Origin of the sequence: Aliivibrio sp. 1S128 (assembly GCF_001691065.1) — a bacterium.
GTDB lineage: Bacteria > Pseudomonadota > Gammaproteobacteria > Enterobacterales > Vibrionaceae > Aliivibrio.
The window spans coordinates 73,908-95,703 of record NZ_MAJV01000014.1 but is presented as its reverse complement, the minus strand read 5'-3'; the positions used below and the strand labels follow the sequence as shown (position 1 = coordinate 95,703).

The 21,796-nt window shown below is 39.3% G+C and carries 21 protein-coding genes; 4 read left to right on the top strand and 17 right to left on the bottom strand.

Annotation, left to right across the window (positions count from 1 at the left end; genetic code table 11):
* Positions 1 to 60 precede the first annotated feature (60 nt).
* The 3 genes from A6E03_RS03920 to dnaQ all read right to left on the bottom strand — a co-directional run bounded on the left by A6E03_RS03920 (position 61) and on the right by dnaQ (position 2,424).
* A complete protein-coding gene (locus A6E03_RS03920; protein ID WP_065600205.1) occupies positions 61 to 249 on the bottom strand; it encodes a hypothetical protein in 189 nt (62 codons plus the stop codon).
* Positions 250 to 423: 174 nt separating this feature from the next.
* Entirely contained in the window at positions 424 to 1,686 is a 1,263-nt protein-coding gene (locus A6E03_RS03915) for a TIGR03503 family protein (protein WP_065600204.1), read from the bottom strand.
* Positions 1,687 to 1,695: 9 nt separating this feature from the next.
* Complete coding sequence (gene dnaQ / locus A6E03_RS03910; RefSeq protein WP_065593884.1) at positions 1,696 to 2,424, bottom strand: DNA polymerase III subunit epsilon; 729 nt, start codon at positions 2,422 to 2,424, stop codon at positions 1,696 to 1,698.
* Between the two features lie 37 nt (positions 2,425 to 2,461).
* On the opposite strand from dnaQ, the gene rnhA reads away from it, so the two are divergent.
* Positions 2,462 to 2,935 (top strand): ribonuclease HI, encoded by a 474-nt coding sequence (rnhA, locus tag A6E03_RS03905; protein ID WP_105055290.1) that lies wholly within the window; start codon positions 2,462 to 2,464, stop codon positions 2,933 to 2,935.
* A 15-nt stretch (positions 2,936 to 2,950) separates the two neighbouring features.
* Here rnhA and A6E03_RS03900 read toward each other — a convergent pair whose 3' ends face one another.
* Positions 2,951 to 3,691: a methyltransferase domain-containing protein gene (locus A6E03_RS03900; protein ID WP_176703446.1), complete on the bottom strand. Its 741-nt coding sequence runs from the start codon at positions 3,689 to 3,691 to the stop codon at positions 2,951 to 2,953.
* A 44-nt stretch (positions 3,692 to 3,735) separates the two neighbouring features.
* On the opposite strand from A6E03_RS03900, the gene gloB reads away from it, so the two are divergent.
* The 3 genes from gloB (at position 3,736) to A6E03_RS03885 (ending at position 6,843) form a co-directional block, all read left to right on the top strand.
* A complete protein-coding gene (gene gloB, locus A6E03_RS03895; protein WP_065593886.1) occupies positions 3,736 to 4,494 on the top strand; it encodes a hydroxyacylglutathione hydrolase in 759 nt (252 codons plus the stop codon).
* Between the two features lie 112 nt (positions 4,495 to 4,606).
* On the top strand, positions 4,607 to 6,154 hold the full coding sequence (locus A6E03_RS03890) for a LysM peptidoglycan-binding domain-containing protein (RefSeq protein ID WP_065600203.1): 1,548 nt from the start codon (positions 4,607 to 4,609) through the stop codon (positions 6,152 to 6,154).
* Positions 6,151 to 6,843, top strand: a complete 693-nt coding sequence (locus A6E03_RS03885) for a YIP1 family protein (RefSeq protein WP_065600202.1) — start codon at positions 6,151 to 6,153, stop codon at positions 6,841 to 6,843. Before A6E03_RS03890 ends, A6E03_RS03885 begins: the two co-directional genes overlap by 4 nt.
* Here the strand turns inward: A6E03_RS03885 and A6E03_RS03880 are convergent.
* The 13 genes from A6E03_RS03880 to bamA form a co-directional block, all read right to left on the bottom strand.
* Positions 6,824 to 7,690: an endonuclease/exonuclease/phosphatase family protein gene (locus tag A6E03_RS03880; RefSeq protein WP_065593889.1), complete on the bottom strand. Its 867-nt coding sequence runs from the start codon at positions 7,688 to 7,690 to the stop codon at positions 6,824 to 6,826. The two genes, A6E03_RS03885 and A6E03_RS03880, sit on opposite strands and share 20 nt — an antisense overlap.
* Before the next feature lie 89 nt (positions 7,691 to 7,779).
* A complete protein-coding gene (glnB, locus tag A6E03_RS03875; protein ID WP_065593890.1) occupies positions 7,780 to 8,118 on the bottom strand; it encodes a nitrogen regulatory protein P-II in 339 nt (112 codons plus the stop codon).
* Positions 8,119 to 8,210: 92 nt separating this feature from the next.
* On the bottom strand, positions 8,211 to 8,522 hold the full coding sequence (locus tag A6E03_RS03870; protein WP_065593891.1) for a cytochrome c: 312 nt from the start codon (positions 8,520 to 8,522) through the stop codon (positions 8,211 to 8,213).
* Between the two features lie 58 nt (positions 8,523 to 8,580).
* The gene (tilS, locus tag A6E03_RS03865; protein ID WP_065600201.1) at positions 8,581 to 9,912 is read right to left on the bottom strand and encodes a tRNA lysidine(34) synthetase TilS; all 1,332 of its coding nucleotides are present in this window, start codon (positions 9,910 to 9,912) and stop codon (positions 8,581 to 8,583) included.
* Positions 9,913 to 9,985: 73 nt separating this feature from the next.
* Complete coding sequence (accA, locus tag A6E03_RS03860) at positions 9,986 to 10,945, bottom strand: acetyl-CoA carboxylase carboxyl transferase subunit alpha (RefSeq protein WP_065593893.1); 960 nt, start codon at positions 10,943 to 10,945, stop codon at positions 9,986 to 9,988.
* A gap of 51 nt (positions 10,946 to 10,996) precedes the next feature.
* Positions 10,997 to 14,476, bottom strand: a complete 3,480-nt coding sequence (gene dnaE / locus A6E03_RS03855) for a DNA polymerase III subunit alpha (protein ID WP_065593894.1) — start codon at positions 14,474 to 14,476, stop codon at positions 10,997 to 10,999.
* Positions 14,476 to 15,099 carry a ribonuclease HII gene (rnhB, locus tag A6E03_RS03850; RefSeq protein WP_065593895.1) on the bottom strand — a complete coding sequence of 208 codons (624 nt, stop codon included), beginning with the start codon at positions 15,097 to 15,099 and terminating at the stop codon, positions 14,476 to 14,478. Before rnhB ends, dnaE begins: the two co-directional genes overlap by 1 nt.
* Before the next feature lie 4 nt (positions 15,100 to 15,103).
* Positions 15,104 to 16,264, bottom strand: a complete 1,161-nt coding sequence (gene lpxB, locus A6E03_RS03845; protein WP_065593896.1) for a lipid-A-disaccharide synthase — start codon at positions 16,262 to 16,264, stop codon at positions 15,104 to 15,106.
* Positions 16,265 to 16,366: 102 nt separating this feature from the next.
* Positions 16,367 to 17,155, bottom strand: a complete 789-nt coding sequence (gene lpxA / locus A6E03_RS03840) for an acyl-ACP--UDP-N-acetylglucosamine O-acyltransferase (RefSeq protein WP_065593897.1) — start codon at positions 17,153 to 17,155, stop codon at positions 16,367 to 16,369.
* Between the two features lie 2 nt (positions 17,156 to 17,157).
* A complete protein-coding gene (gene fabZ, locus A6E03_RS03835; protein ID WP_065593898.1) occupies positions 17,158 to 17,610 on the bottom strand; it encodes a 3-hydroxyacyl-ACP dehydratase FabZ in 453 nt (150 codons plus the stop codon).
* A gap of 127 nt (positions 17,611 to 17,737) precedes the next feature.
* On the bottom strand, positions 17,738 to 18,757 hold the full coding sequence (gene lpxD, locus A6E03_RS03830) for a UDP-3-O-(3-hydroxymyristoyl)glucosamine N-acyltransferase (protein WP_065593899.1): 1,020 nt from the start codon (positions 18,755 to 18,757) through the stop codon (positions 17,738 to 17,740).
* 8 nt (positions 18,758 to 18,765) lie between these two features.
* Complete coding sequence (locus tag A6E03_RS03825; RefSeq protein WP_065593900.1) at positions 18,766 to 19,281, bottom strand: OmpH family outer membrane protein; 516 nt, start codon at positions 19,279 to 19,281, stop codon at positions 18,766 to 18,768.
* Positions 19,282 to 19,354: 73 nt separating this feature from the next.
* Complete coding sequence (gene bamA, locus A6E03_RS03820) at positions 19,355 to 21,784, bottom strand: outer membrane protein assembly factor BamA (protein ID WP_065593901.1); 2,430 nt, start codon at positions 21,782 to 21,784, stop codon at positions 19,355 to 19,357.
* Between the last annotated feature and the right edge of the window lie 12 nt (positions 21,785 to 21,796).

The following is a 21,796-nucleotide window of genomic DNA, read 5'->3' as shown; positions in this document are numbered from 1 at the left end:
TATTTAAATCACCATAAAAAAGGCCAGAGCATTTGCTCTGGCCTTTTTTAATTTAAGCGATTAGGGAAATGATTTATTTAAGTGTATCACTAACTTTAAGTAAATAATCTCTTCGATGGATAGATAATCAATGCTGTTATTATCAACACCTAGTAAGTCACCACCAATCAAGTGACTTAGGGTCACTTTTTTATTATTCATTAGTAGATCGTTAAACGTTTCTTCTAACGCCAGTCTATACTTATCCAAAATAGTCCCCTATCAATAATTGACGAGAGTATATTTAATACAAAAATAAAATACAAACTTTATAAAAAAAGCAATCGTTACCTATATAAATAACGTAATAAATTTAAGATTTAACAACAATAAACCACATAAATGCGATTTATTGTTAATTCACTCAACAATTAAAGACTTAAATTAAACTTTAGGAGGTGGTGGCATTGATAGTTTTTCTGATTTAGGCGATGCTGCTTTTTGTGCTTTAACTGCCTTTATCTTTTTCCAACCAAAGATCCCTGCAAAAATAAGAATAATAATTAATAGATTACCAACAGCAACATAAATCCAGAACCATTTACGAGCATCTGCTCGTTCTTCTTCTACTTTCTCTTGCTCTTCAATTCTACGCTGTGCTACTTCTGCTTTAATTCTTGCTTCATAAACGGCTTTTAAATCAATCGGCTCAGTCACGCCATAACTGTGTTTACCCAGAAAAAACTTTAGAGGACGGTCAGTCGCCATATCTGTGGCATAAATCCAACCAGTCCAGGTATTTTTACCCGGTATATAACTATTTGGTAAGTCAAAATACAATTTTTCGTCATCATGATCTGATTGTGCTTGAGTCACTGAGGTTATTTTATCTGGGTTAACCTGCTCTATATGAGCCGCGAGTGAACCTGTCTTTATTGTCCCAGCTTCAGTATCAATGCTCATTGAATGGCTTTGATTTTCGTTACGACCTTGAGTAAAACTAGCTCGAATTGGCGAAGGATAAACTAATACATCTTGTTCTACCGTTCTTAAAAACACACCATTACGAGATTGGATCCGAACCCAATATTTACCCGGTTTAACATTTATTGGTAAATTAACAGTAAAAACGCCATCAGCAGCAATTTCATCAAGACCCTCTCCATTATCTTCAAAAGTACCGAGTACCTCTGCTAATGGACGAGCTTCTTTAACTAAATTTTTTTCATTCGCTAAATAAGGAGTAAACGTGACATTTAATTTAATGCGATTCAAAAAATCTCTTAATACTAGAGGCTTACCATCTTGTAATAAACGAGCTGTGAATTTCAAACTTTCAGATTGATACAATTTCGTTGGTAAAGAATCAACATTCAATGTCAGGTTAGATAAAATCTTCACCTTATTTTGAGGCGTAATTTTACCTATCGCTTGCCAAGGTCCCGGCATAGGATTTTCTATCGAAATAATATCCATACCATTTTCTTCATACCAAGCAACATTTTCAGGATGTTCCCAAGCATAATATTTAGTGCCATCAGGGCGAACCAAGGTTACGGCTTGTGATGTTTTTTCTCTATAAACCAAGAACGATACTTGTTTAATTGTAGGATCGACACGAAAACGGTTATCCAACCACGACATTTCTGTGCTCTTTGCCCAAGAAAGCATTGGGACAAACAACACAATCATCAATAACCGCCACATACTACACTCCTAACTACGCCACAAACAGGCATCACCAACTATATCCAAACGCTTTTCATGCGCTTCTATTTCATCGGCCGTAGCACGTAAAACCTTTAATCCTTTTCTTCCTGAATTCAATCTTTTAATACTTTCTTCCGAAGAATCGGTTTGATTTCCAGCATTAAAACTTAAACTTGTTTGACCACCTGTCATTAACAGATAAACATCGGCCAAAATCTCAGCATCGAGTAAAGCGCCATGAAGTGTTCGATGTGAATTATCTATGCCATAACGTTCACATAAAATATCTAGGTTATTCCGCTTACCCGGAAATATTTTCTTGGCCATCGCCAAGGTATCTGTAATTTTACAATACTGATCCGTTGTGCCGATAAGCTTATTAACTTTACTGAATTCATAATCCATAAAGCCAACATCAAAGGGGGCATTATGAGCAACTAGCTCTGCCCCTTTAATAAAGGCTAAAAACTCATCATGAATCTCTTTATATTCGGGTTTGTCATACAGAAACTCATCAGTAATACCATGAACATCAATCGCTTCTAGATCAATAAGTCGATCAGGTTTGATGTACACATGAAAGTGATTACCGGTTAATTTTCGGTTGATAATCTCAACCGCACCAATTTCAACAATACGGTGACCTTCATAAACAGGCCCGCCAGAAAAGTTCATACCGGTGGTTTCTGTATCGAGAACAATAATTCGATTAGGGGAATTGTCGCTAGTATTCATAGGCTCATTTGTGTCAGACTATTTCTAAATTCTTCTAATGATAACAGAGATAATGAAGCAGGTTGAAATTTTCACAGATGGTTCTTGTTTAGGAAACCCTGGTCCTGGTGGTTACGGTATTGTAATGCGCTATAAAGGCACAGAAAAAACCTTTTCAGAAGGGTTTAATCAAACCACCAATAATCGCATGGAAATGCTTGCAGCAGTGGTAGCACTGCGTAACTTAAAAGAACCATGCTCTGTGGTGCTAACGACAGACAGCCAATATGTTCGCCAAGGAATTACTCAATGGATCCATGGCTGGAAAAAACGAGGCTGGAAAAAAGCAGATAAAAAGCCCGTAGTAAATGCCGATCTTTGGAAACAACTTGACGCAGAGGCTGAACGACACACTGTTGATTGGCGCTGGGTAAAAGGCCACGCTGGTCATCGTGAAAATGAAATGTGTGATGAATTAGCAAGAACGGCAGCTGAAAACCCGACTCAAGATGATACGGGTTATCCCGGCTAGTTTTATGAAAAAGTGTTATTTTGACTCAGTTTTACCTTGATGGGTCTGTGCCACTGAAATAGGAGCCAATTTCGGCTTCTTTTTCCATGCCGACTTTATAGGCCTTAATGGGTAAGTCCTTTTTCTTGCCACTATAAAATAAATCCCACTAATCGGCTTTACTGACTCTCCACCCAAATTTTCAAACCATGTCCATACTGTTCTATAACGAGTTAAAGGCGCTAGTGCAAAGCAATCACTATAGACCACCTCAAAATTTAATACGCCAAGCCAATCTTTAATTCTGTGCGGCGTAAACATTCGACCACTCCACGGTAGATTGTTTTTCCTCCACGGAAATAAACTCGCTAAGCCTATTGCGCTCATTGGATTAAACCCCGTCAAGATAACATAGCCATCATTAATTAGAACTCTATCGACTTCTCTTAATAGCTGGTGTGGATCGGATGAATAGTCGAGCTGATGCGCAAGTATACAAGCATCGATACTTTTTTCTAAAAAAGGCAATTTCGGCAATTCAGACGTAATATTTCTTAACGAACTTTTGTTATCTAAGTTAACTTGGTGTTTAATGTTACAAAAGCGACTATCTAGTTCAGCACTGAGTCCACCAATTTTAAGCATATGGTAACCAAAAAGTTTAGGGCACCATTCATCCAGACGTGATTGAATCAGCTCTCCTATCCACTCTCCGTGAGGGATATCAGACCATGAATGCGGTTTTACAATTTTTTTATCAAGCAGTGCTGGCTTAATCAATATCGTTACCTATTTACGCTACAAAATTTGGAGAAAGGTTAATGCTATCAATAAAAAGCATACCTGCATTTAATGATAATTACATTTGGTTAATTCACAACAATGACAATCATTGTGTTGTTGTTGATCCCGGTGATGCGACACCCGTTTTAGAGTGCATTAAAGCGCATAATTTTATTTTAGATGCGATTTTAATAACTCACCACCACAATGACCATATTGGGGGGGTACCTGAACTTGTGCGACAGTTCCCTAATGTTAATGTGGTTGGCCCAGAAAATGAACCCATTCCAACATTAACTCACCCAGTAAATGATGGCGATTTTGTTGAATTATTCGATGAACAATTTATGGTTCTTGGTGTTGAAGGTCATACTAGAGGCCATATTGCTTATGTGGGAGACGAAAAACTTTTCTGCGGTGATGCATTATTTTCTGCAGGTTGCGGCCGGTTATTTGAAGGCACAGCCGAGCAAATGTTCAACTCACTACAAAAAATTGCCGCCCTACCTGATGAAACTGAAGTGTATTGTGCCCATGAATATACCGCATCAAATCTAGCTTTTGCTTTAGCTGTCGAACCCGACAACGACTATTTACAACAATATAGAGAAAAAGTATTGCGTCTTAGAGCTAATGGTAAATCAACCATCCCATCCACATTACAGCGTGAAAAATTAATTAACCCATTTCTACGAACAAATGAAGCCAATGTGAAAAAATCCGTCGCAAATAAAGTAGTCAATAGTACCGAGCTTGAGACCTTTACCGCATTAAGACGATGGAAAGATGAGTTTTAAATAGGAAACTTGTTTGATCTGTGGTTGCAACGTATTATCCCTTACCAAATAAAAAATATGAATGCCAATATCATTATGCGATATTGGCATAGCAAACTGAAGGCAATACACAATGAAACTGAAATTCCATTGGATTGGATTAGCGCTATTAGCAGGCTGCCAAACCGCACCTCCTCCAGAGCAAGCTCAGACAGAAACAATAGTAACGACTCCTTCAAAAACAGACACCACGCCTTCTAAAATAGAACCTGTTGAGCAGCCACCACTGACTCCACAAGAACAAGAAGACGTTTGGCAACGTATTGCAATGCAATTAGAAATGCCAATTCCAGATCATAAATCAGTCGATTATTATCGCAACTGGTATATCAAGCATCCGAGTCACTTGCGCACAGTCGCCAAACGAGCACAGCCTTTTCTATATATGATTACCGTTGAAATAGAAAAACGCGGTTTACCAATGGAATTAGTGCTTCTCCCTGTTGTAGAAAGTGCGTTTGACCCATTTGCTTATTCGCATGGCAGTGCAGCTGGCCTCTGGCAATTCGTTCCAGGTACTGCTGATCGCTTTAAATTAGAGCGAAATTGGTGGTATGACGGTCGTCGTGATGTCCCAGCCGCAACAAACGCAGCTTTAGATTATATGGAATATTTTGATAGCCGCTTCGATGGTGACTGGCAAAATTCAATTGCATCTTACAACAGCGGCGCTGGTCGAGTATCAAGAGCCATGACTAAGAATAGAAAGCTAGGTAAGCCAACCGATTTCTTTTCATTAGATTTACCAGAAGAAACCAGTGGTTACGTTCCTAAATTACTTGCTCTTGCTGATATCATAAAAAATCATGAAAAATACGGTGTAGAACTTCCACCGATCCCTAATAAACCGGTTCTTGAAATGGTAGACCCTAAACAACAACTCGATCTTGCTATTGCGGCTGAGTTTGCGGGGATTTCAATCACTGAACTACAAGGCTATAACCCAGCCTATAATCAATGGGCAACGTCTCCAGATGGCCCTTACCACCTATTACTCCCTATAGAAAACGTAGCGCAATTTAATGCTAATCTAAAGAAAAATGGTGATAAAACCATGAAGGTCGTACGCTACAAAGTACAACCTGGTGACACCATTAGCCAATTAGCAGTAAAACACAACACGACAACTAAGATCATCGAGCAAACGAATGATATTAATGGTTCGAGCATTCGTGTTGGGCAGTATTTATTAATCCCAACGGCTTCTCAAGGTAATAAAACGTATGCGTTAAGTGCTCCACAACGTTTAAAAAAGACTCAAGCTAAAGCTAAAGGGAAATACAAGCTAGCTCATAAAGTTAAAGACGGCGAAAGCCTCTGGAGCATTGCCCGTGACAACTCGATTTCATACCGAGATCTAGCAAAATGGAATGGAATGGCTCCAAAAGATTCTTTACGCGTTGGTCAAAACTTGGTGATTTGGAAGAACAGTTCTGATGGCGCAATCATCCGAACTGTACATTATCAAATCAGACAAGGGGACAACCTAAGTTCTATCGCACAGAAATTCAGTGTCTCTGTGACAGATATTATGAAATGGAATAACATCGAACGTGGCTCTTATATTAAGCCAGGACAAAAATTAAAACTTTACGTTGATGTTACTAAGGTAAACGTATGACACCTTCTTCAAATCCATTAATTTTATTGGTCGATATTTTTCTCTCTCCAGCCGATTGCTTTGCTGCATTATATGAACATGGCAAATGGGCTTGGCTGCCTTATGTTTTATTGATCTTCGCACCATTCATATTTTGGGGAACCTATTTTGACCTCGTCAATTTTGAATGGGTTACCACTACCTTAATCGCACAAATAGAAAGTGTTGGCGGACAAGTTCAAGGTGAATGGCTAACTAAAGAAATTTTATTAGCCGGTGAAGTAATTAATGATGTGATGGGCCGAACAGCAACTATTTTGTTATTAGCATTATGGTTTAAGCTTGCAACCAAGCAGAGCCAATACCAGCACGGTTACTTCAAATGGGTTGCTGGTAGCACTGTCATAATGTTTCCTGCATTAATAGGGGATATTGCAAGTTATGCTAGCCTGCTACTTAATCACGCTAACATCATGCCTTACGCTGCCGATTTAAACAGCTTAAATGGTTTAATCAAACTGCCAATGACTGATCATTGGTCAGCTTATGCGAGTTCTTTCCCACTGCTTATGCCTTGGTATATCGTTTTAAGTTATGCCGCATTAGGTGCGTGGACAGATTTAGATCGCTCAAAAGCTCTCATCATTGCAATCCTTCCTTGGGTTGCTTGCTTTGCACTCTGGGGCTTTATTACTGCGTTTTCAGGGTAAAGCTAACTTGCAATGGATTATGATCAGAAGCGTTACTCTTAATTGAGTGCGCTTCTTTTGTTTCTAAGCCACGATAAAAAATATGGTCTAATGGTAAACCTGTAATAAAACGCATACGATCATCTGGCGTAAACACGACTTCTTTTAAATCTAACTGCTTCACTTCTTGTTGTAATGTCGTAAGCCTATCTTCACTCCATGAATTAAAATCACCCGCGATAATCACAGGACCGTCATGTGACTTAACTTCTGTTGATAACGCTTCAATTTGATTTTTATAATCCTCAGTTCCTAACGTAAAATTAATAGCATGAATATTAACGACTATTAACGTTTCTCCATTTGATAAAGGATATTCAGAAAGAAGCGCTGATTTAGGTAAACGTAACCACGGTTCAATCGCAGTATGAGCGCACACTTTTTCTGCAGATGCTTTTGCTAACGTTAAGACCCCAGCACTCGTATCAAATACATCAAAAGCTCGCACTAGCTCAGCAGAATACGATTTATCCACTACAAATTGTTTTAATTCAGGCGTTAAACTGGCTTCTTGCAATAGAACCAAATCAGAAGAGGCTGTTAGTGTATTTAATGCTGCCTCCCAATCGTCTTTTTGTTGCTTATAAATATTCCAAACTAAGACATTCAGTTGACCATTACGATCGATTGGATCTGACGTTTTAAATTGGCTACAACCAGATTGGTAGGTCAATGAATCATTAGATGCCACTTTAGAAAGCTCAATAAATTCAGGCCCCACAGGAACGGTAAATACCATTGATTTAGCGGCAAGAACTAACCCAACGAATAAAGCTGAACCAGATAAAAATAGCGTTTTCTTTTTCATAAACAAAAAAAGGAGTGAATCATCACTCCTTCCTTAAATAAGTAATATAATGCTAACTAGATTAGCAGATACTCATGTTTATGTGGGCATTAAATTGCGTCTTCATCTTCTTCACCGGTACGAATACGAATGACTCGAGTAACATCAGAGATAAATATTTTACCATCACCAATTTTACCCGTTTGAGCCGTTTCAATAATGGCATCAACACACTGATCTACAACATCGTCAGTAACTACAATTTCAAGTTTTACTTTCGGTAAAAAATCGACCATGTATTCTGCACCGCGGTACAGTTCTGTGTGCCCTTTTTGACGACCAAACCCTTTGACTTCTGATACTGTCATGCCAGTGATACCAACATCAGCAAGGCTTTCACGCACATCATCAAGCTTGAATGGTTTAATGATCGCTTCAATCTTTTTCATATTAGTCCTTTAACATTCGTATTAATTATTATTCTATTATCCTTGAGCTAAAGCGAACATACAACCTAGGAATCGCATTACTTAATTTATGGTTATTTCATTGTTGAATAATAAGCTGCTAAATTAGCTATGTCGGTATCATTTAACATCGAAGCCATCGGCTGCATTACTGCTGCATTACCCCCATTACGTTCTTTGTTTTTATACGCTTTTAATGACGATTCGATATATTGAGCATTCTGCCCTTTCAAATTAGGATATCCCGGAATAACCGCAATGCCATCAGCGCCATGACAAGAGGCACAAATAAGTGATTTAGCCTTCCCTGCAGCCGCATCACCCGCTGCCAATGTCGGTGCTGAGACCATTAATGCGATAACTGCTAACCCAATTATTTTTTTCATTCCATTGCTCCATTTATATTTTTTATCATTTTGACAAGTTCGTACTGAAAGTCTATTTCTAGTCTGATTTCTTCCAGATCAGCTCACACTCTTCACCTGAAAATGCTTTACATACAAATAACCCAGCAACCGCTGCAAGCTCTCCATTATAAAAAATCAGAGGTAGTCGCGATCTCTGCCAACTTGGGATCCCATATTCTTGATACAGTTTTTTCATTTTACGGCTGTGTTCGCGGGTTTCAGGATGAGGGGATAACCCTTGTACATTAAAGTGCACTTCAACTATTTCATTCTCTAAAGGAGCTCTTAGCAACAAGGTAGACTCACCTACACTTTGATGACTATTCCTATTGTTATCTCCCAACGTAAGCATTCCTAGGTTATCAGGCAGATTTACGGTGTAATTCAACACCCCCTTCCAAGAAGACAGATCTTGATATACAGGCAAACAATATAAGCGATCTTGAAAGCGTCTTAATTGTATTAAACCTAACATCAACGAAGGGTTCGCATCCGCTTTTGCTTTTGCAACCTCCGTCCATAATATTTTTAGCTGAGCCTGACTTGGTAAAGGCATTGAGAACTGCTTTAACCACAAGCGTAATAACATATTTCGAGCTAATTCTGATTCGCTATTTAATTGTGAAATGGCTATTCCACTATAACTGTCTTGAAATTCAATTAATTTTGGCTGCAGTAATTCGGTCAACAAAATCTCTTGCTCTGCACATAATTGAGCACTACGAGAAACAGAAGAAGCAAAACTTGGCCAACGATCAGTTAGATGAGGAACGATATCGTGACGTAAAAAATTTCGATCAAACCGAGTGTCTTTATTACTTTCATCTTCGACCCATTTTAATCTGTTCTCTTTAGCATACAACTCAATATTAGCTCGAGACATGGCTAATAATGGACGACATTTATAACCTTTTTGCAAGAGCGCTACCGCCGGCATTGAAGACAATCCCGTAGGACCACTTCCTCTTTTTAATGCAAGAAAAAAAGTTTCAACCTGATCATCTTGATGCTGACCGGTTAACAATAAACTATTCATTTGCATATGCTTTTCTAATGCGTGATAACGAGCCTTTCTTGCGACTTCTTCTAAGCTATCTTGAGCACTAACAGTAAGCTGTACTCGCTCAATATAGAGCTCAACTGATAAAGAATTACAATGAACTTGGCACACTTCTTCCCAATCAAATGCATGCTGACTTAATCCGTGATTCACATGAACAGCAATGCATTCAAAACCTCTTTCTTTTGCGTAGATAGAAGCAAGGCGAAGTAGAACCATAGAATCAATACCACCACTTAAGGCGACAATAAGATGTGGCTTAGATACAGGATAAGAATCTAATTGAGATGAGAATTGAGAATAAAGCATAAACAATATATCCAGATAATAAAAAAGCGAGCACTCTGGCTCGCTTTCACTTTACTCTATCTAACACAAATTATCAGCAGTAACCGTAATTCATTAAACGTTGGTAACGACGATCAAGCAGTGCTTCTTCATCAAAACCTTCAAGTTCATTCAATTGTTCAATCAAACGAGCCTTAATGTTTTCAGCCGTAACTTTATGATTACGATGTGCGCCACCTAGTGGCTCATCAATAATCGTATCAATCAGCTCTAGTTCTTTTAAGCGAGGAGCAACAAGACCCATCGCTTCAGCCGCTTGCGGTGCTTTATCTGAATCACGCCATAGGATTGATGCACAACCTTCTGGGGAAATTACTGAATAAGTAGAATACTGAAGCATGTTGACATAGTCACCTACGCCGATAGCCAATGCACCACCAGAACCACCTTCACCAACAACATTACAAATCACAGGAACGCTTAGCTCTGACATGATTTTTAGGTTCGTTGCTATCGCTTCAGATTGACCACGCTCTTCCGCACCAACACCTGGGTAAGCACCTGCTGTATCAATGAAAGTAATGATTGGCATTTTAAAACGCTCAGCCATTTGCATTAAACGTTTTGCTTTACGGTAACCTTCAGGCTTTGGCATCCCAAAGTTACGTAATACTTTTTCTTTTGTACCACGCCCTTTTTGATGACCAATAATCATCACAGGACGACCATCTAAACGTGCCATACCGCCCACTAACGCTTTATCATCAGCAAAAGCTCGATCGCCCGCTAATTCATCAAACTCAGTAAACATATGTTCGATGTAGTCTAGTACATATGGACGCTCAGGATGACGAGCAAGTTGTGCTACTTCCCACGCACCTAAGTTACTAAATGTTTTCTTTTTAAGCTCTAAACATTTATCTTCTAATTGCTTAATTTCTTTTTCTAGATCGAGCGTATTATCTCCACCACGGCGAGAAATATCACGCAGCGCTTCAATTTTAGCTTCTAGTTCTGCAATTGGTTTTTCAAATTCAAGAAAATTTAGGCTCATTAAAGAATCCTTATTAGTTCAAGGCCGCTCAAATTAGCAGCCTTACTTATTCTAGTTAAACTCAAGCTCGACTTGCTGTTCGCCAAGCAACGATTTCAAATCATCCATTAGTTGGTCTGTTGGCGTCACTCGCCACTCTGTCCCTAAGACCAACTTAACACGAGCATTCGCTCGCTGATAATAGACATTTACCGGAACAGTCCCTGCCCGATTCGGCTCTAGTATTTGACTAAAGCGCTCAAAAAATTGATTGTTTATTTGTGCTTCCGTAATAGACACTGATAATCCACGAGCGTATTTTTCTCGTGCATCTCCCAATGACATCACTTCACGGGCAGACATTTTAAGCCCCCCATTGAAATCATCAAAGCTGACCTGTCCAGAAACCAGCACTATTTTGTCAGTTTCTAGTAAATCTGCATATCGATCAAGCGCATCTGAGAATAACATGACCTCCATTCGGCCCGATCTGTCATCCAATGTCATTAAACCGATACGGCTGCCTCGTTTTGTGGTCATTACTCTAGCAGCAATAACTAAACCTGCAACTGTTACGGTTTGATCACGTCTAGTTACGTGAGCATCATTCAAGCGCCACGTCGTATATCGAGATAACTCTTTAATATACGCATTAACGGGGTGACCGGTTAAATAAAGACCTAATGTCTCCCTCTCTCCTTCAAGCCATACTTTCTCTGGCCATCTTGGAACGTGTGTGTACGCTTGCTCTACTTCTTCTGGGGCTTGAGTTAATACCCCAAACATATCTGACTGACCAAATGATTCCGCTTGATGATGCTGCCCTGCCGCTTTCATTGCATCATCTAATGATGCCATCAGAGCGGCACGGTGTGGGCCTAATCTATCTAATGCGCCAGAGCGGATCAGTTTTTCCACAACACGCTTATTGGTTTTTTTTGTGTCAATTCGAGAGCAAAAATCAAATAAATCACGGAAATGCCCGCCTTTATTACGAGCCTCGATGATATTTTCAATAGGCGCCTCACCAACCCCTTTGATCGCACCAATACCATAAACGATAGCGCCATCTTCATCGACATTGAAACGATATAAACCAGCATTAACATCTGGTGGAAGCACTTTTAGCTTCATACGGAAACATTCATCAACAAGACCGATGATCTTATCAGTGTTATCCATATCTGCGGTCATTACCGCCGCCATAAATTCGGCAGGGTAATGCGTTTTCAACCATAACGTTTGGTAAGACACTAAAGCATAAGCGGCTGAGTGAGATTTGTTAAAACCATACCCTGCAAACTTTTCTACCAAGTCGAAGATTTTCATCGACAACTCGCCATCTACCCCATTAGCAATGGCACCATCTTTAAAAGTACCACGTTGTTTTGCCATTTCTTCGGGTTTTTTCTTACCCATTGCACGACGAAGCATATCGGCGCCACCCAGCGTATAACCGGCTAAGATCTGTGCAATTTGCATTACTTGTTCTTGATATAAAATAATGCCGTACGTTGGCTCTAGCGTTTCCTTTAATGACTCATGCTGCCAATTCACATCAGGATAAGACACGTCTTCACGACCATGTTTACGGTCAATGAAGTTATCCACCATCCCTGACTGCAGAGGGCCTGGGCGGAAAAGTGCAACCAATGCGATAATGTCTTCAAAACTATCTGGTTGTAATCGCTTGATCAAATCCTTCATTCCACGCGATTCTAATTGGAAGACCGCCGTAGTTTCTGAATTTTGTAACAGTTTAAACGCAGCAGGATCATTCAAAGGAATGGATTCTATTCGTATCGCTTTTTTGCCTTGCTTTTCTAATTTAGGATTAATTAAGCCTAGAGCCCAATCAATAATAGTTAAGGTTCTTAAACCCAAGAAATCAAACTTAACTAGACCTGCCGTTTCAACGTCATTTTTGTCAAATTGAGTTACAGGGAAGTTGCCATCCGCATCACAATATAAAGGAGAGAAATCAGTAATTGTCGTTGGTGAAATAACAACACCACCCGCATGCTTACCTGCATTTCGGGTACAGCCTTCCAAAATACGGCACATGTCGATCAAGGCTTTAACTTCTTCATCACCATTATACAGTTCAGGAAGTTGAGGCTCTGCATCAAATGCTTTTGCTAATGTCATTCCAGGATCTGGCGGGATTAGTTTTGAAAGACGATCAACAAAACCATAAGGATGACCAAGAACACGGCCTACATCTCGAATTACTGCTTTTGCTGCCATTGTACCAAAGGTGATGATTTGAGATACGGCATCACGACCATACATTTCAGCAACGTGGTCTATTACTTGATCACGCTTATCCATACAGAAATCAATATCGAAATCGGGCATCGATACACGTTCAGGATTCAAGAATCGTTCAAATAACAAGTCATATTCGAGAGGATCAAGATCGGTAATATCTAATGCATAAGCTACAAGTGAGCCCGCACCTGACCCTCGACCAGGCCCAACAGGAATTAAGTTATCTTTTGACCATTGGATAAATTCCATTACGATCAAGAAATAACCGGGGAACCCCATTTGGTTAATAACGTCGAGTTCGATTTGTAAACGTTCATCGTATTCAGGTCGACGCTCTAGGCGTATATTTTCATCTGGAAATAAAAAGGCTAAACGTCTTTCTAATCCTTCTTGAGATTTCTTTACAAGGAAATCTTCAATTTTCATCCCTTCCGTTGGGAAGTTGGGAAGAAAGTATTCACCCAAGCGAACAGTTACATTACAACGTTTAGCTATCTCTACACTATTTTCTAACGCTTCTGGAATGTCAGCAAAAAGTTCGCACATCTCTTCTTCTGAGCGTAAATACTGCTGTTCACTATAAAGCCTTGGTCGACGAGGATCGACGAGAGTAAAGCCGTCATGAATCGCTACACGAATCTCATGCGCATCAAAATCGTCTGCTTTAATAAAGCGAACATCATTGGTTGCAACAACGGGCAACCCTTCTTTTTCAGCGAGCTCTACAGCAAAGTGAAGGTAGCTTTCTTCGTCAGTACGACCAGTTCGAGTTAACTCAAGATAATAGTGGTCTGGAAAGTAGGTTTGATAAAACTCAACGCATTCATCAGCAAGTTCTTTATTGCCTTTCAGCAGCGCTTTACCTACATCACCATTCTTACCACCAGAAAGAAGAATTAAACCTTCTTTATGCTCTATCAACCACTCTTTATCCATGACAGGAGTATGTTGAACGTGACCGCGTAGGTATGCTTTTGATATTAATAGTGTTAGGTTTTTATACCCTTCATTATTTTTTGCTAAGACCGTTAGGTTAAACAGCTCATTACCAAATTCTTTTGACTGAACCGTAAAATCTGCACCAATAATCGGTTTAACACCTGCGCCATGGGCTGCAAAATAATACTTAACCAAACCACATAAGTTAGTGAAATCAGTTAAACCCATGGCTGGCATGTTCATCTCAGCAACTTTCTTAACTAATGGTGGGACTTTAGAAAGGCCATCAACAAGCGAAAAATCACTATGAACTCTAAGGTGTACAAATTTAGGGTCAGACATTACTCTATTCCTAACACACGTTTCACGGGTTTAAAGCTACGGCGATGCTCAGATATCACACCATGCTCTTCAATGGCAGCAAAATGTGCCTTGGTTGGGTAACCTTTATGCTTCGCAAAACCAAATTGAGGAAATTCTTTATCTAGAACTTCCATTTCTCTATCCCGAGTTACTTTTGCAATAATAGATGCAGCACTGATCTCTTGAACTCGTAAATCACCTTTAACAACCGCCAAACTATCCATTGGTAAATCAGGAACTTTATTGCCATCAATTAAGGCAAAATCTGGTGTAATCGGCAACCCTGCAATGGCTCTTTGCATTGCAACCATCGTAGCTTGTAAGATATTCAATTCATCAATTTCATGTGCTTCACAGCGGCCTAGTGACCATGCTAATGCTTTTTCTTGGATTTCTGGAAACAATAAATCACGTTTTTTATCCGTCAGTTTTTTAGAATCCGTTAATCCTTCGATTGGATTATTAGGGTCTAAAATAACGGCAGCCGTCACAACAGCACCAACTAATGGTCCACGTCCAACTTCATCAACCCCTGCAAAAAGCTGATAACCTTGAGGGTATTCAAATGGTGGTAATTCTTTTGAGTCTGTTTTTTTTGTCATAACGTTATTCTACTGTTTCTTTATTAATTAGACGTAAGACGGCATTAGCGGCTTGCTTGTCCGCATCCTTTTGGATCCACTGATGCATTTCAGTAAATTTTTCAATTAATTTACTGTTATCTTGGCTCAAGACTTTTTCCATTGCCGGATAAAGAAAATCAGGGTGACACTCTTCTTGAATAAATTCTTGTACTAATTCTTTCCCTGCCAAGACATTAGGCAGAGAAACAAATTCAGTAATAGAAAGCTTTTGAGCAATCCATCCTGTTAATTTATTTACTTGATAGCCAACTACCATGGGCCTTTTAATTAGCATACATTCAAGCGCTACAGTCCCAGAGGCTAATAATACAGCATCAGCGGCTGTCATTACATTTCGAGCGGTATCTTGAATAATGGTAAATTCTAATTCGGGAGCAATGTCTTTCCAAATAGTTTCAAATTGTTCTTTGCGTTTTTCGTTCACAGCTGCAACCACAAAACCCATTTCAGGATATTGCTTATGTACACGCTGACAAGTTTCAATAAATGGCTTAGCAATTAATGCAACTTCTCCGCCACGGCTACCTGGTAAAACGGCTAACCATTTACGATCTTGCTTTAAACCTAACAATTTACGAGCAGAAGATTTATCGCTTTCCATAGGAATAGCATCCGCTAGCGTATGACCAATAAATTCACAAGCAACATTGTATTTATCATAGAATGCTTTTTCAAACGGTAAGAATGCTAAAACAAGATCAGTGGCCGCATCAATTTTAAATATACGCTTTGGACGCCAGGCCCATACCGATGGACTAACATAATGAACCGTTTTAATGCCTTTCTCTTTTAGCGTTTTTTCTAAACGTAAATTAAAATCAGGTGCATCAATACCAATAAACACATCAGGTGGATTTTGAGTAAAAAAACGCACTAACTCAGCTTTAACTTTCAGTAAGCGAGGTAAACGACCCAATACTTCCACTAATCCCATTACGGCTAGTTCTTCCATATCAAATAATGACTCACAACCTTGAGCTATCATTTTTGGCCCACCAATCCCAACAAATTCAGCATCAGGATATTGTGCTTTTACTGATTTGATAAAACCTTCTCCTAGCGTATCACCAGAAAGTTCACCAGCGACAATACCTATTCGTAATGGTTTATTTACTTGTGCCATATTTATACCTAATTTTTCATTTCTGCTTAAAGCAAAAAAAGACCGCAAATAGAGCGATCTTTTTCTATACACATCATGTTCTCAATTATATGAAGATAATCATTAACGGATGATGCCACGCTCTGAGTTATTTAGCATATCTAGCATTGGCGTTATTGAGGTAAACTCTTCTGCCATTTCAACTAATACAAGTTTTGCTTCATCAAGTGTTTTACCTAAACGATAAATTTCTTTATAAGCTTTCTGCAACCCGCGTATTTCTGCTTTTTCAAATCCATTACGCTTTAAGCCAACTAAATTCAAACCAAAAGGTGAAGCATGGTTACCTTGGGCAAGAACATAAGGTAATACATCTTGAACGACAGCAGAACAACCACCGACGTAAGCGTATGCGCCAATAGAACAGAAAGGATGAATCGCTGATAACGCCATAACACCAGCGTAATCACCCACAGTTACATGGCCACCTAAAATAGCATTGTTACCTATATGAGTATGATTACCAACAATCACATCATGAGCAATATGCGCATTCACACACAGTAGATTATCATCGCCAATCACTGTTGTTGCTTTATCTTGTGTCGTACCACGATGGATTTGAACACTTTCACGAATCACATTACGATCACCAACAACAACAGTAGTAATTTCTCCACCATATTTTTTATCTTGGTTTTCTTCACCAATGATTGAAAATGGAAAAATACGGTTATCTTTGCCTATTGTCGTATCACCTTTGATGACTACGTGCGACATAACTTCCGTACCGTCACCGATCGACACATTGCCAGTAATATAAGTAAACGGACCAACGGAAACATTAGCTCCAATGGTTACGTTTCCTTCAATTACAGCTGATGGATGAATTTTAGCAGTTTCATGAATCATAATTAAAACTCTCGTCTTGCACACTTAAGTTCAGCAGAACACACTACAGCACCGTCAACTTTTGCTACACCATTAAATAATGCAATACCTCGGCGGTCTTTAATAAATTCAACTTCGATAATTAGTTGATCGCCAGGAACGACTGGCTTACGGAATTTAGCCTTATCAATACTAGCAAAATAGTAAAGCTCATTCTCAGCAGGGGCACCAAATGATTTAAATGCAAGTAAACCAGTTGCTTGAGCCATTGCTTCAAGAATCAATACACCAGGGAAAATTGGCATTTTTGGGAAGTGACCAGTAAATTGAGGCTCATTTACAGACACATTCTTGATCGCGTGCAAGTATTTTTCTTCTTCGAAATCCGTTACTCGGTCAACCAATAGGAATGGGTAACGATGGGGTAATAACTCTTGGATTTCTGTAATGTTGAGTGTTTTATTTTCACGAGTCAAAATAATATTCCTATAAAACAATATCGTATCTGAGTAATAGTGTAGCTCAAATCGAGTAATAATAGATAGACAAAGGTCTGCAAAATGCAGACCTATTGTTATTAATTAGAATGTGTAAAAACTAGAGTTAATCAACAAGCTTTTTTTCAACTGCTTTTAGTCGCTTATTCATTTCATCAATTTTATGAACTCGAGTCGCAGTTTTACGCCATTCTTTATTCGTTTGCAGTGGAATACCTGATGAGTACATGCCTTTTTCGCTGATGCCTCTCATCACCATTCCCATACCTGTAATGGTAACACCATCCGTAATTTCAATATGGCCATTAATCACTGAACCACCACCGATAATACAGTGCTTACCAATTTTAGTACTGCCAGCGACAATTGTACCACCGGCCATAGCAGAACCAGATCCGACTTGTACGTTATGTGCAATTTGAATTTGGTTATCAATAATTACATTACTTTCAATAACGGTATTATCAATAGCTCCACGGTCGATTGCCGTATTAGCACCAATCTCAACATTATCGCCAATAATTACAGTACCCAGTTGTGGGATTTTAACCCATGTACCACGGTCATTTGCGTAGCCAAAGCCATCAGAACCAATAACAGTACCTGATTGAATTAAGCAAGACTCACCAATTTCTACTCGATGATAAACAGAAACGTTTGCCCATAATTTAGTATTTTTACCAATTTTGGCTTCTTGACCAATAAAACAGCCAGAGCCAATAATTGCTCCATCTGCAATCACCGCTTTTGATTCGATAACTGCATGATGACCGATAGCAACACCCTCACCAATAATTGCATCATCAGCAATGAATGCTGATGGCGCAATATCTTTTGCTGGCGCTGGTGTCGTATCTAAAGCTTGAGCTGCTAACGCAAAGCCTAAATATGGGTCTCGCATTATTAATGCATTAGATTGGCAGAACTCAACCTCTGCCTCCTTTACAATCACCGCTGATGCTTGGCAACCAGCCAATTGCTTACGATATTTAGCATCAGAAAGAAAAGTAATATCTCCCTCACTTGCTTTACTCATCGAAGCGATAGAATGAACAACAACATCACCATTTCCGTGGACTGTTGCACCTAGTTTTTTTGCCAATTCAGCAAGCGTAATACGAGTCATCTTCAACCTTATTTAATTGCTTTAATCACTTGTTCTGATAGGTTGTCTTCTGGTTTTGCCCAAAGTAATGTTTGTGCATCAACAACCATATCGTAGCCTTCTTTATTTGCTACTTTTTCTACTGTTTGTTGAACTTGCATGATCAACTTCTGACGCTCTTCACCTTGACGACGACGGTTATCTTCATCTAATGCTTGTGCTTTTAATTTGTAATCAGATTGAAGAGAAGCGATTTCACGCTCAAGCTTCGTTTTACCTGAATTACCAAGAAGTTCACCATCACGCTTAATCGTTTCTACTTTATCTTTAATCTTTGACTCTAAACTGCGTAGTTCATCAATGCGATCTTTAAATTCAGCACGAAGCTTTTCTGAAATTGCTTCACGTTGCGGCATTTGCTGAACGATCTGAGCCATATTTACATAACCAATTTTGGTTGCGGCTTCTGCTGCATTAGCAAAAAAAGAACCACTTAACAATACTGTGCCTAAAGCGGCTACTTTTACTAACTTTTTCAAAATCATATCCTTAATTAATTATTATCGAGCTAAATTGAACCAGTTTACATTAACACTTTTCTATTAGAGCTATCAATGCTTAGAAAGTTCGACCGATGGTGAAACTAAAGAATTCTTCGTCATCACCTTCATAAATTTTCACGGGTTTCGCAACTGAGAATACAAGAGGTCCCATTGGAGACATCCATTGCAAGGCTGCACCATATGACGACCTAAAGTTCGACGGATCAGAGTAATCATAATAATACTGCGCTCCATCCATTCCTGCTTTTGGCTCTTTATAATCAAACTCAGTATCCCAAACACTCGCCATATCAAAGAACACACTCGTTCTAATTTGGCTTTGTGTTTCTTCACTAGCAAATGGCGTAGGGACGATCAACTCAATACTCGCAAGCGCGGTAGCATTACCACCAACAGAGTCATCTGTTGCAGCATAAGACGTATTGTTGCCTATACCGCCATTTGAGCCTTGAGCATAAACGGCTTTAGGGCCCGCAGAGTTTGAACCAAAGCCACGCAACGTAGTAAAGCCACCTGCATAAAAGTTCTCATAGAATGGATACAGGTTGTCATTACCTTCAGTTTGACCATAACCATTACCATAACCAGCTTTACCACGCATCAATAGCGCAAACTCATGCTTTTTCGTTAATGGGAAATATTGGCGAACTTCATATTGTGCTTTAAAGAACTGTGAATCTGAATTCGGCGTTGTTATTTTATATGACGCACGTTGATAGTTACCCGCTGTCGGGAAGTAACCCTTGTTCAAGTTATTACGAGTCCAAGATAACGTCACATCAAAGTCGCTTACTATTAATTGCTGAGCGCCTTCGTCATAAGCATCACCTACAGAAGTCAGATATTGATCAATTTGAACATACCCTTCTAGATTAGAGATTTTGTTATGAGTATATCCCACACCAATTTCGAAGTAATTTAACTCATCAAACGGAAAGCCCCACGTTAGGCTGGCACCATAACTTTGGTTGGTATAATCGACAATACCCGCATCAGACGCTTCAAACTCATTATAGAAAACCTTACCACCAAGACTGACACCATCAAGGTTCCAGTACGGATCACGATAATCTAAGCTAATGTTCTTTTGATAATCGTTCATCATTGCATTGATACCAACGCGGTTACCAGAACCAACGAAGTTATCTTGCTGCAGACCGACTTGGAAGCTCACGCCTGATTCAGTACCATAACCGACACCGAAGTTAACACTGCCTGAGTTTGCTTCTTTTACTGAATACACCAGATCAACTTGGTCATCAGAACCCGGAACTCGCACTGTTTGTACATCAACCGTTTCAAAGAACCCCAGACGGTTAAGACGATTTTTACCCGTTTCAATCGATTTAGAGTTTAACCAAGCACTTTCCATTTGACGCATTTCACGACGCAATACTTCATCTTTTGTTGATGTATTACCCACAAATTTGATATCACGGACGTAAATACGGTTACCAGCTTCTACATTGATAACTAATGATACCGTTTGGTTTTCATCATCAAATTCTGGCATGGTACGAACTTGAGGGTAAGCATAACCGGCTTCACCTAAAATTCGCTTAACATTCTCTTCTAAGCGAGTAACCGCAGAACCGTTGTAAACCTCACCATCTTCAAAAGGAACTAGTTTTTTAAACTCGTCTTCTTTACCGATCAATTCGCCTTGGAATTTAACACCACTCACCGTGTAAGCCGCGCCTTCATCCACTGTTAAGGCGATATAAACCCCTTTCTTATCTGGAGAGATAGAAACTTGTGTAGAGTCGACTTGGAATTTCAAATAACCGCGGTCAAGATAATATGAACGTAGGGCTTCTATATCACCAGCAAGCACTTGCTTTTGATATTTTTCATCCGCTAAAAAGTTCCACCATGCAATATCTACATTAAGATTAAAGCGACTGAGGAGCTGCTCATCAGTAAAGACTTCATTCCCAATAAAGTTAATTTGCTGGATTTTAGCCGACACACCTTCAGTAAATACAAACTTAAGATCGGCACGATTTCGAGGCAATGGCGTCACCACGGCATGAACAGTTGCATTGTACTTACCAACACTGTAATAAAAGTCTTCTAAGCCCTTTTCAATATTACTTAATGTTGTTCGATCTAATGCTTCACCAACTCGAATAGAAGAGGCTTCTAAATTCTGCTGCATCTGCTCTTCTTTAATGGCTTTGTTACCAGAAAAAGAGATATTTGCAATCGTTGGACGTTCCGTAACCTTGATCAGTAAGGCATTACCATCACGGTATACTTTGACATCTTCAAAGTTACCAGAAGCAAATAGTGCTTGAATGACTTGTGATACATCTTGCTGGCTCATTGAATCGCCAACTCGAACTGGTGTTTTAAGTAATGCAGCACCTAATGCTACACGCTGTAATCCCTCAAAGCGTATGTCATCAACCACAAAAGTTTCTGCGCTCTGCGCTGCTACACTGCTAAAGAGCAATGTAGCAATCAACAATTTTTTCATCGCCATAATACGTTTTAT